The sequence below is a fragment of the Phycicoccus sp. Root563 genome, from assembly GCF_001427915.1.
Classification (GTDB): Bacteria; Actinomycetota; Actinomycetes; order Actinomycetales; family Dermatophilaceae; genus Pedococcus.
The window spans coordinates 206,786-218,351 of the sequence record NZ_LMGM01000001.1 but is presented as its reverse complement, the minus strand read 5'-3'; the positions used below and the strand labels follow the sequence as shown (position 1 = coordinate 218,351).

Genomic DNA, 11,566 nt, shown 5'->3' with positions numbered 1-11,566 from the left:
CAGGGCCATCGTGACCCGGCGCCCGGGAGAAGGTGCTTCATGTCGGGAGCGTGGGGCTGGACACCGCGCTCAGTTGTCGGGCCCGTTTGTCAGCATCCGGCGGCGCAGGACGTCCTCGTAGACGCGCAGCGTCTGCTCGCCGATGCTGGCCCACGAAAAGGACTCCACCGCACGCTTGCGGCCGGCCAGGCCCATCTGCTCGGCACGAGAAAGGTCGCTCACGGCCTCGGTGAGGGCGGCGGCGAGGTCGTCGACGAACTTCTGCGGGTCGAGCGGGATGCCGCTGCCGTCCTGGTGCTGTTCGATCGGCACCAGCCAGCCCGTCTCACCGTGGACCACCACCTCCGGGATCCCCCCGGTCGCCGTCGCGACGACGGCGAGCTCGCACGCCATCGCCTCGAGGTTGACGATGCCGAGCGGTTCGTAGATCGAGGGGCACGCGAACACCGTTGCCGCCGACAGGAGCGCGATCACCTCGGCGCGCGGCAGCATCTCCGCGATCCACACGACGCCTTCGCGGGTGGCCTTGAGCTCGTCCATGAGGCCTTCGACCTCGGCCAGGATCTCCGGCGTGTCCGGCGCACCGGCACACAGCACGAGCTGCACGTCGGGGGGCAGCTGCGCGGCTGCACGCAGGAGATAGGGGAGCCCCTTCTGCCGGGTGATGCGCCCGACGAAGACGACCGAGCGCTTGTCCGGGTCGACGCCGTGGCGCCGCACGACGTCGAGGTCGTCGTGCTGCGACCACAGCTCGGAGTCGATCCCGTTGTGCACCACCTTGACCCGATCGGGGTCGATGCCGGGGTAGCTGCGCAGGACGTCCTGCCGCATGCCCTCGCTCACGGCGATGACCGCGTCGGCGCCTTCGTAGGCGGTGCGCTCCATGAAGGACGAGAGGCGGTAGCCACCGCCGAGCTGCTCGGCCTTCCACGGCCTCATGGGCTCGAGGCTGTGGGCGGTCACGACGTGCGGCATCCCCCCGAGCAGCGAGGCGACGTGGCCGGCGAAGTTGGCGTACCAGGTGTGGGAGTGCACGAGGTCGGCACCGACGCAGTCGCCGGCCATCGCGAGGTCGACGCCCATCGTCCGGACCGCCGGGTTCGCGGCAGCGAGGTCCGGCAGGTCGCCATACCCGGTCGTGCCCTCCTCGACCACGGGCGCACCGAACGCCCGCACCCTCGTGTCGATGTCACCGCGGTCGCGCAGGGCCCGCACGAGCTCGGCGACGTGGACCCCCGCTCCGCCGTAGATGTTGGGCGGGTACTCCTTGGACAGGATGTCGACTCTCACGGTGGCGAGCGTAGTAGCGGGACGGGTTCACGGACAGGGGTCGCCACAAGGGCGGGCATTCCCTAGGGTCAGCGGTATGCCGTACCGCCGCGGAGTGCCCAAGGTCCTTGCCATCGTCCTGGCTGGCGGTGAGGGAAAGCGGCTGATGCCGCTGACCGCCGACCGTGCCAAACCTGCGGTGCCGTTCGGGGGGATCTACCGCCTCATCGACTTCGCCCTGAGCAACATCGTCAACAGCGGCTACCTCAAGGTCGTCGTGCTGACGCAGTACAAGTCGCACAGCCTCGACCGTCACGTCACCAAGACCTGGCGCATGTCGACGATGCTGGGCAACTACATCGCCCCGGTGCCGGCGCAGCAGCGCATCGACAAGAACTGGTACCTCGGCTCGGCGAACGCGATCTTCCAGAGCCTCAACCTCGTCCACGACGAGAAGCCGGACATCGTCGTCGTGGTCGGGGCCGACCACGTCTACCGCATGGACTTCTCCCAGATGGTCAAGCAGCACATCGAGACCGGTGCGGGCGTGACCGTCGCGGCCATCCGTCAGCCGATCTCGCTGGCCGACCAGTTCGGCGTCATCGAGGTCGACGCGGACGACCACAAGAAGATCGGGGCGTTCCTCGAGAAGCCCAAGGACGCCAAGGGCCTGCCCGACTCCCCCGACGAGGTGCTGGCCTCGATGGGCAACTACGTCTTCGACGCCGACGTCCTCATCGACGCCGTGACCCGCGACAACGACCGCGAGGGCAGCCGGCACGACATGGGCGGCGACATCGTCCCGGCGTTCGTCGACGAGGGCCGCGGCTACGTCTACGACTTCAAGGACAACGTCATCCCGGGCGCGACGCCGCGCGACCAGGCGTACTGGCGCGATGTCGGGACGATGGACTCCTACTGGGACGCGCACATGGACCTCGTGTCCATCCACCCCGTCTTCAACCTCTACAACTACGACTGGCCGATCTACACCGACTACGGCCCGTTCCCGCCGGCGAAGCTCGTCCACGGCGCGATGGGCAAGTTCGGCGAGGCGCACAACTCGGCCGTCTCCCCGGGTGTCGTCATCTCCGGGGCCACCGTGACCAACTCGGTGCTGTCGCCGCGCTGCCACATCCACAGCGGGACGACGATCGACGACAGCGTGCTGCTCGACGGCGTCGAGGTCGGCCGCAACTGCGTGATCAGGAAGGCGATCATCGACAAGGGGGTCACGGTGCCCGAGGACACGAGCATCGGGGTGGACCACGACCACGACCGGGAGCGCGGGTTCATGGTGACCGAGTCCGGCCTGGTCGTCGTCGCCAAGTTCCAGGAGGTCACGAAGTGACGGGCGAGGGTCGCCCCATCCGCATCGGTGTCCAGCTCCAGCCCCAGCACGCCGACTACGCCTCGATCCGGCGGGCTGCCGCCGAGGCGGAGGAGATCGGCGTCGACGTCATCTTCAACTGGGACCACTTCTACCCGTTGTACGGCGACCCCGAGGGCGCGCACTTCGAGTGCTGGACGATGCTCGGGGCCTGGGCCGAGGCGACCGAGCGGGTCGAGATCGGCGCCCTCGTCACCTGCAACAGCTACCGCAACCCGCAGCTGCTCGCCGACATGGCGCGGACCGTCGACCACATCAGCGACGGCCGGCTCATCCTCGGCATCGGCTCCGGGTGGTTCGAGAAGGACTACGAGGAGTACGGCTACGACTTCGGGACGGCCGGGGGCCGGCTGAACAACCTGGCCCGGGACCTGCCCCTCATCCGCGACCGCTGGGCGAAGCTGAACCCGGCCCCGACGCGCGACATCCCGGTGCTCATCGGTGGCGGCGGAGAGAAGAAGACCCTCAAGATCGTCGCGCAGCACGCGTCGATCTGGCACGGGTTCGGGACGCCGGAGACGGTCGCGCACAAGCACGCCGTGCTCGACGAGTGGTGCGCCACGGTCGGCCGCGACCCCGGAGAGATCGAGCGTTCGGCCGGGGTGTCCCCCAAGCCCGGGCGCCTCCCCGAGGACGTCGCCGACTACGCGGCCGGCGCCCAGGCCCTCCACGACATCGGCACCCGGTTGTTCACCGTCGGTGTGGGCGGCCCGTCCTACGACCTCGGGCCCCTGCGGGACCTGGTCGCATGGCGAGACTCGCACGTCGAGGGCTGAGACAGGTCGGTATCGTCCGAGCGTGCCCGACGTGATGCCGCTGACCCTCCTCGTGACCATCTCGGGCGAGGACCGGCCGGGTGTCACGAGCACGTTCTTCGACGCGATCGCCGCGGTCGGCGCCGAGGTCCTCGACCTCGAGCAGGTGGTCGTCCGCGGTCACCTCACCCTCGCGATGCTCCTGGAGTCCGGCGAGGCGGACGACCGCCTCCGCACCGTGATCTACGACGTCGGCGACGAGCTCGACCTCAAGGTCAAGATCAAGAAGGGGACCGGCGACAGTCGTCGTCGGCGCACCGGGCGTGCGGCGGTCGTGGTCCTCGGTGCGCCCCTGAGGGCCGGCGGCGTCGCCGCCATCACCGCCCGGATCGCCTCGCACGGCGCCAACATCGACCGCATACGCAGGCTCTCCCGGTATCCGGTCACGACCGTCGAGTTCGACGTGTCCGGTGCGGACGTGGACCGGCTCCGACGCGAGCTCGCGCTCGAGTCGAGCGTGCACGGGCTGGACATCGCCGTCGCGGCCGGCGGGCTGGCCCGCCGCGGTCGCCGGCTCGTCGTCATGGACGTCGACTCCACGCTCATCCAGGACGAGGTCATCGAGCTGCTCGCCTCGCACGCCGGACGAGAGGCCGAGGTGGCTGCGGTCACCGCGGCCGCCATGCGCGGCGAGCTCGACTTCGGCGAGAGCCTGCGCGAGCGGGTGGCGGTCCTCGCGGGCCTGCCCGTGTCGGTCCTCGACGACGTCCGTGCAGCGGTCCAGTTCACCCCGGGTGCCCGGACGTTGGTCCGCACCCTGAAGCGGCTGGGCTTCACGGTCGCCGTGGTCTCGGGCGGGTTCATCGAGATCGTCGAGGAGCTGGCCAAGGAGCTCGGCATCGACCACGCCCACGCGAACCGGCTGGAGGTCCGCGACGGCGTCCTCACCGGCAAGGTGGTGGGCGAGATCGTCGACAGAGCGGCCAAGGCGGCGGCCCTGCGCCGGTTCGCCGAGGCCGAGGGTCTGCCGTTGTCGCGCACCGTCGCGATCGGCGACGGCGCCAACGACCTCGACATGCTCGAGGCCGCCGGGCTCGGGGTGGCCTTCAACGCCAAGCCCGTGGTCCGCGACCAGGCCGACACTGCCGTCAACGTCCCGTACCTCGATGCCGTGCTCTACCTGCTCGGCATCACCCGCGAGGAGATCGAGGAGGCGGACGAGGCGGACGGCACGCCGACCCCCGCTCCGCCGATCCCCCACCCCTGACTCCTAGGCTGGTGGGATGCCTCCGTCAAAACGTCGAGCGACACCGACCCTCCTGATCATCGGTGGTGCCGAGGACCGTGTCGGCAAGGCCACCGTCCTGCGACGCTTCGTGCGCCTCGCCGGCGGACGCAAGGCGAAGATCGTCCTGATCCCCACCGCGTCCTCGTTCCAGGACGAGGTGACCGAGGCCTACACCGAGGTGTTCACGCGTCTCGGTGCACCTGCTCCGTCCGTCGTGAACCCCCAGTCCCGCCAGGAGGCGCACGACGACGAGCTGGTCGCCCTCGTCGACCAGGCCACCGGCGTCTTCATGAGCGGCGGCAGCCAGCTCAAGCTGAGCCAGCGTTTCCCGGGCACCCCGCTCGGCGACGCCCTGCACCGTGCGCACGACCGCGGCGCCGTCGTCGGGGGCACGTCGGCAGGCGCCTCGATCATGAGCCAGTTCATGATCTCGATGGGCGATGAGGGCATCACCCCACGTCAGCGGCACAGCCAGCTCAGCGCCGGCCTCGGCCTGCTCCAGGGCGTCATCATCGACCAGCACTTCGCGCAGCGGTCCCGCTACGGGCGCCTGATGTCCATGGTGGCCGCCTCCCCCAGCCTGATCGGCATCGGGATCGACGAGGACACCGCCATCGAGGTGCGCGACCGGTCCGGTTTCACCGTCCACGGTGCCGGCGCCGTGTTCGTCCTCGACTGCCGCGAGGCGGTGTCCGACGCACCGGACGCCCGGCGTGGAGCACCGCTCATGGTCTCCGGTGCGGTCGTGCACTCGCTGCCCGCAGGCGCTACGTTCGACCTCTCCGAGGTGAAGCTCGTCGACTTCGTCGAGAAGCACGCGGATGCCGCCGTGGCCCTGGCCACGGCGAAGGCCTGACCGGTCGCCCCACCGATCCCACCCCCAGCCCGAACCGCTAGGAGATCCCATGGCCGATCGCCCCACGCCCACCGGGCCCGCAGCTCCCGAGCTCTCGATCGTCGAGTCCCGCGTCTACCGCGGCGGCAACATCTGGTCCTACAGCCCGGCCATCCACCTCATCGTGGACCTCGGGGTGCTCGAGGGCTACCCGACCGACACCATCGAGGGGTTCACCGACCACCTCGTGGAGCTGCTGCCCGGCCTGGAGAACCACACCTGCTCGCGCGGGGTGAAGGGCGGCTTCATCGAGCGGCTCCGGGAGGGCACCTGGGTCGGCCACGTCGCCGAGCACGTCGCCCTCCAGCTGCAGCAGGAGGCCGGCCACGACCTGCGGCGTGGGAAGACGCGCGCCGTCAAGGGGCAGCCCGGTCGCTACAACGTCATCTACGACTACGCCGACGAGACGGTCGGCCTCGCGGCCGGCACCCTCGCGGTGCGCCTCGTCAACCACCTCGTCCAGGCCGAGGAGGAGTTCGACTTCACCGAGGAGCTCGACCTGTTCCTGCGCCGGGCGCAGCGCTCGGCGTTCGGGCCGTCGACCGGGGCGATCCTCGAGGAGGCCATCGCCCGCGACATCCCGTACATCAGGCTCAACAGCGCGTCCTTCGTCCAGCTCGGGCAGGGCGTGCACGCCCAGCGCATCCGGGCGACCATGACGTCCAAGACCGGCGCCCTGGCCGTGGACATCGCCAGCGACAAGGACATGACCACCCGCCTGCTGGCCTCCGCCGGACTCCCCGTGCCCAAGCAGGAGACCGTGCGCACGGCGGACGGTGCGGTGGCCGCGGCCCGGCGCATCGGGTTCCCCGTCGTCGTCAAGCCCCTGGACGGCAACCACGGTCGCGGTGTGTGCCTCGACCTGCAGTCCGACGACGAGGTGCGGGCGGCCTTCGTCACGGCCGAGGGTGAGTCCCGGCGCGGCTACGTCATCGTCGAGTCGCTCGTCGTCGGCCGTGACTACCGCTGCCTCATCGTGGGCGGCAAGATGCAGGCCATCGCCGAGCGCGTCCCGGCCCACGTCATCGGCGACGGCATCCACACGGTCGCCGAGCTGGTCGAGACGACCAACGCCGATCCCCGCCGAGGTGTCGGCCACGAGAAGGTCCTGACCCGCATCAAGGTCGACGACGCAGCCATCGCGCTCGTCCGCGACCAGGGCTACGAGCTCGACGGCGTGCCGCCGGAGGGCCAGATGGTCAAGCTCGCCCTCACCGGCAACATGTCGACGGGCGGCATCTCGGTCGACCGGACGTTCGACGCGCACCCGGACAACGTCGAGATCGCCGAGGAGGCGGCCCGCATGATCGGGCTCGACGTCGCGGGCATCGACTTCATCTGCCCCGACATCGCCTCCCCGGTCCGCGAGACAGGCGGCGCCATCTGCGAGGTGAACGCCGCTCCCGGGTTCCGGATGCACACGCACCCCACGGTCGGCGAGCCCCAGTTCATCGCCAAGCCGGTCGTGGACCTGCTCTTCCCGCCCGGCTCGCCCTCGCGCGTGCCGATCGTGGCGGTCACCGGCACCAACGGCAAGACCACGACGTCGCGCATGATCGCCCACATCTTCAAGGGCATCGGGCGCAAGGTCGGCATGACCTCGACCGACGGCATCATCATCGACGAGCGGCTGGTCTACAAGGCCGACGCCTCCGGCCCCCGCTCGGCCCGGATGGTCCTGCAGAACCCCCGCGTCGACTTCGCCGTCATGGAGGTCGCCCGCGGCGGCATCCTGCGCGAGGGCCTCGGCTACGACCGCAACGACGTCGCCGTCGTCACCAACGTCGCCCCCGACCACCTCGGCATGAAGGGCATCGACACCCTCGAGCAGCTCGCCGACGTCAAGGCCGTCATCGTGGAAGCGGTGCCCCGCAACGGTTTCGCCGTCCTCAACGCCGACGACGACCTCGTCCGCAAGATGCGTCGTCGGTGCTCCGGCGGGATCGTGTGGTTCTCCATGCAGCCACCCGGCAGCAAGGTGCGCGAGTTCATCGAGGACTACTGCCGCCGTGGTGGCAGGGCGGTCGTCCTCGACCATACCGACCGTGGCGACATGATCGTCATCAAGCACGGGCGTCGCTCGATGCAGCTCGCGTGGACCCACCTGCTGCCCGCGACCTTCGGCGGCACCGCGAAGTTCAACGTCGCCAACGCCATGGCGGCCGCGGGTGCCGCGTTCGCCGCCGGGGCCGGTCTGCACGAGATCCGCCAGGGCCTGCGCACCTTCACGACGAGCTACTACCTCTCCCCCGGCCGCATGAACCTCGTCAACGTGCACAACGTCGACGTGTTCGTCGACTACTGCCACAACGCCCCCGGCATGCGGGTGCTGGGTGAGTTCGTCGAGGGGTATGCCGCGCAGAAGGCCGGCCAGTCCGACCTCGGCAAGGTCTCGCGGATCGGCATGATCTCCACGGCCGGCGACCGCCGCGACGACGACATGCGCGAGCTCGGAGCCATCGCCGCCCGCCACTTCGACGTGGTCGTGGTCCGTGAGGACGAGCGCAAGCGGGGTCGTCCCGCCGGCGAGACGGCTGCCCTCATCGCCGAGGGCGCCAAGGGTGAGATCGGCAAGGAGGGCATCCGCTGCCGCCAGGTCGAGACCGTCCTCAACGAGGTCGACGCCGTCCGGCACTGCATGGCCCGCGCCAACCCCGGTGACGTCGTGGTGCTCTGCGTGGACCAGCACGCCGAGGTGCTGAACGAGCTCGAGCAGATGACCCAGCACGCCCAGGCCGGCGCCCACAACAAGGAGGGGATCGGCGACCCCGACCTCGACCCCGTGGAGATGCAGGTCGAGGCTCAGGCCTCCGGCGACGAGGCCGCAGCGGCCGAGGCTCCCGAGGTCGAGCCCGCCACCAGCTGAGCAGCACGACGAACGGCCCGACCCCACTGCTGCGGGATCGGGCCATCCGTCGTGGGGCGCCGGTCGTCGTGGCGGCGTGTGGTGCGGTCAGGCATCCCGCAGCTGCGCGGCATACCCGTGCAGGGCCCGCTGGTAGCTCAGGCTGTCCTCGTCACCGGCGTGGTGCAGCAGGGTGTCGATGAGGTCGGCCACCGCCTCGGCACCGCGACCGCTGTCGTAGGCCGCGAGGGCGCGGAACGCCTCGACGGCCACGCTGCCGGGCCGTTCGTGCGAGAGCTCGGTGAGCAGCGAGTGCGCGAGGTCCGGCTGGCCGGTGACGCGCAGGCTGGAGGCGAGCTGGATCCGGGCACGGTGCCGGTGCGGCTCGCGCAGCCCGCTGGCGAGGGCGTCGCGGTACAGGTCGATCGCGTCCTTCTCGCGCCCGGCGGCGTCCAGGGTCGCGGCGAGCTCGTAGACCAGGCGGGCGTCGCCGGGGCGTGAGGTGCGCAACGAGGTGGCCGCCTCGATCCGGGCCTGGTCGTCGTCCAGCTCCCACAGCTCGGCGATCTGCGTCTCGAACTCGTGCTCCCCGCGGGCGGCCACGACCTTGCGGCGGATGTCGTCAGGCCCGTCGGCCACGGCCCCCTGCTCGGCCAGCCACGAGGCCACCTGGGACCGCTCTGCGTGGCACATGAGCGCGACGACGTCGCCGTCCGAGGCGCCGGGAACGAGGGCCTGCAGACCACCGAGCTCGGTCGGGTAGGAGTCGATGTCGGCGACGCCGGCTCGCGCCAACCCGGTGCGCAGGTGGCCCTCGAGCTCCTCCATGGTCCGCCCGCGCAGGTAGTGCTCCTTGTGCGCCGCGACGATCCGGTCGGCCCGCAGGCCCGCGACCTCACCGATGGACTCCAGGAGGTCGTCCGTGCGGTCCCCTGCGAGGCCGAGGCCCAGGTGGACCTGGCCGCCGGGGACCTTCAGGCCGTGGGCGACGTCCATCAACGCGTCGAGACCTGCCTCGTTGTGGGCGAGGTCGACGATGACGGTGATGGCGCTGCCGTCCTCGCGGCGCAGCGTGTAGGTGTTCATCCGCCCCGGGTTGAGCTGGTCGTCGGGGGCGAAGCTCTTCAGGCCCTCGACGACGGCCGCACGAGGCAGTCCCAGACCGAGGGCAGCGGCGGCACCGGCGAGGGCGTTGGCGATGTTGTGGACCGACAGCCCCGACAGGGTCGCCGGAACGTCGAGGATGCTCACGAGGCGGTCGGGGTCCTGCCCGTTCTCCAGCACGGCGATGTCGCCGTCGAGGACGGTGATGGCCCGGCCGCCCGCGTCGAGGGCCTCCCGGACCGCCGGGGCGTCCGAGCGGAGGGTGAACACCCAGGGACGCGCCTTGGTGCCGGAGCGCATCGCCCACACCCGCGGGTCCTCACCGTTGAGCACGGCCCAGCCCCGGGGCTTGGTGGCCTTGGTGACGATCGCCTTGACCTCGGCGAGCTGGTCGACCGTGTCGATGCCCTGGAGCCCGAGGTGGTCGGCGGACACGTTCGTGACGACCGAGACGTCGTTGGCCGAGACGCCCATGCCCTTGAGCAGCATGCCTCCGCGGGCGGTCTCGAGGATGCCCAGCTGGACGCCGGGCGCCGTCAGGACCCCGCGTGCGCCGGCCGGCCCCGAGTAGTCGCCGCCCTCGATGACCTCGCCCTGCACGACGATGCCGTCGGTCGACGACCAGGCGGTGCGCAGGCCTGCCGTCATGCCGATGTGGCCGAGCAGGCGGGTGGTCGTCGTCTTGCCGTTGGTGCCGGTGATCGACGCGACCGGGATGGTGGGGGTGATGAGCGACGGGCGCTCTCCCGGCTCGGCCGCGGCCACCTGGGCGCCGAGCGCCTCGACCTGGTCGTCCCCGTCGAGCCAGGACTGCAGGAGGGGGGCCACGCCCTCACCGAGCGCGCGCGCCCGACCACGGCGGCGCCATACGAAGGCCACCACGACCTGGGCGGGGTCGCTGCCGGGACGGGTCCGCACCCCCAGCCGGGTGGTGCCGCTGGCGGCGGCGAGGCGACGGGTGGCTCGCTCGACGAGCCGCATGACGAACCGCTGGCGCTGCTCGGTGCCCGGAGCGCCGGGTCGCGAGCTCTTCAGCCCGACCGAGCGGGCCAGCTTCTTGAGGTCGGCCTCGTCGGCGGACAGGTACCCGGGCAGCTCGAGGCTGACCTTGATGGCCGGCTTGGCGAAGTAGAGGTTCGGGCCCTCGAGGACCCGGACCTCGGTCGCTGCGACGGCAGGTGCGGACGTCATGCGGCGAGCCTAGTAGCGGCTCACCACCACGGCAGAACGGGCGTCACTGACCCATCGCGTGGACGCCGCCGTCGACGTGGACGATCTCGCCCGTCGTCGCCGGGAACCAGTCCGACAGGAGCGCGGCGCAGGCCTGGGCCGCCGGCACGGCGTCGTTGACGTCCCACCCGAGCGGGGCGCGGGTGTTCCACGTCTCCTCGAACGTCGCGAACCCCGGGATGGACTTGGCGGCGGTGGTCCGGATCGGACCGGCGGCCACGAGGTTGCAGCGGACGCCCTTGGGGCCGAGGTCGCGGGCCAGGTAGCGGTTCGTCGACTCAAAGGCCGCCTTGGCGACGCCCATCCAGTCGTAGACCGGCCAGGCGAACTTCGCGTCGAAGGTGAGGCCGACGATGCTGCCGCCGTCCTTCATGAGCGGCAGCGTGGCCACGCCGAGCGACTTCAGCGAGTAGGCCGAGGCGTGGATGGCCGTCGACACGTCCTCGAAGGTGCCCTCCAGGAAGTTGAACGCCCCCTGCGGCGCGAACCCGATCGAGTGCAGGACCCCGTCGAGGTGGTCGACGTGCTCGCCCAGCCGCTCGGCCAGGGTGTCGAGGTGCTCCTGGTCGGTGACGTCGAGCTCGACCACGGGGGGCGTGGTCGGCAGGCGCTTGGCGATCGTCTGGGTGATCTTGAAGGTGCGGCCGAACGACGTCAGCACGACCTCAGCACCCTGCTCCTGGGCGATCTTCGCCACGTGGAAGGCGATCGAGGAGTCCATGAGGACACCGGTGATGAGCAGCTTCTTACCCTCGAGCAGCATGGGCGGGTACTCCGATCTGGTGGGGTC

The 11,566-nt window shown here is 70.8% G+C and carries 8 protein-coding genes; 5 read left to right on the top strand and 3 right to left on the bottom strand.

The features are described from left to right. Positions 1-69: 69 nt before the first annotated feature. Positions 70-1,290, bottom strand: coding sequence for a glycogen synthase (gene glgA / locus ASD62_RS00990; RefSeq protein ID WP_056914364.1), 1,221 nt, complete (start codon positions 1,288-1,290; stop codon positions 70-72). Between the two features lie 76 nt (positions 1,291-1,366). On the opposite strand from glgA, the gene glgC reads away from it, so the two are divergent. The 5 genes from glgC to cphA are packed head-to-tail and all read left to right on the top strand — an operon-like array spanning position 1,367 to position 8,463. Then, entirely contained in the window at positions 1,367-2,620 is a 1,254-nt protein-coding gene (gene glgC / locus ASD62_RS00985) for a glucose-1-phosphate adenylyltransferase (RefSeq protein WP_056914363.1), read from the top strand. Further along, positions 2,617-3,435 carry an LLM class F420-dependent oxidoreductase gene (locus ASD62_RS00980; RefSeq protein WP_056914362.1) on the top strand — a complete coding sequence of 273 codons (819 nt, stop codon included), beginning with the start codon at positions 2,617-2,619 and terminating at the stop codon, positions 3,433-3,435. The genes glgC and ASD62_RS00980 overlap by 4 nt, the downstream gene beginning before the upstream one ends. Before the next feature lie 34 nt (positions 3,436-3,469). Next, positions 3,470-4,681, top strand: coding sequence for a phosphoserine phosphatase SerB (serB, locus tag ASD62_RS00975; RefSeq protein ID WP_056917066.1), 1,212 nt, complete (start codon positions 3,470-3,472; stop codon positions 4,679-4,681). A 16-nt stretch (positions 4,682-4,697) separates the two neighbouring features. Next, positions 4,698-5,558, top strand: a complete 861-nt coding sequence (locus ASD62_RS00970; RefSeq protein ID WP_056914361.1) for a cyanophycinase — start codon at positions 4,698-4,700, stop codon at positions 5,556-5,558. A gap of 49 nt (positions 5,559-5,607) precedes the next feature. Then, positions 5,608-8,463 carry a cyanophycin synthetase gene (gene cphA, locus ASD62_RS00965; RefSeq protein WP_056914360.1) on the top strand — a complete coding sequence of 952 codons (2,856 nt, stop codon included), beginning with the start codon at positions 5,608-5,610 and terminating at the stop codon, positions 8,461-8,463. A gap of 87 nt (positions 8,464-8,550) precedes the next feature. Here the strand turns inward: cphA and ASD62_RS00960 are convergent, their stop codons facing one another. Together ASD62_RS00960 and fabI are read right to left on the bottom strand one after the other, a co-directional pair. Further along, on the bottom strand, positions 8,551-10,737 hold the full coding sequence (locus ASD62_RS00960) for a tetratricopeptide repeat protein (protein WP_056914359.1): 2,187 nt from the start codon (positions 10,735-10,737) through the stop codon (positions 8,551-8,553). A gap of 43 nt (positions 10,738-10,780) precedes the next feature. Next, entirely contained in the window at positions 10,781-11,539 is a 759-nt protein-coding gene (gene fabI / locus ASD62_RS00955; RefSeq protein WP_056914358.1) for an enoyl-ACP reductase FabI, read from the bottom strand. Positions 11,540-11,566 lie beyond the last annotated feature (27 nt).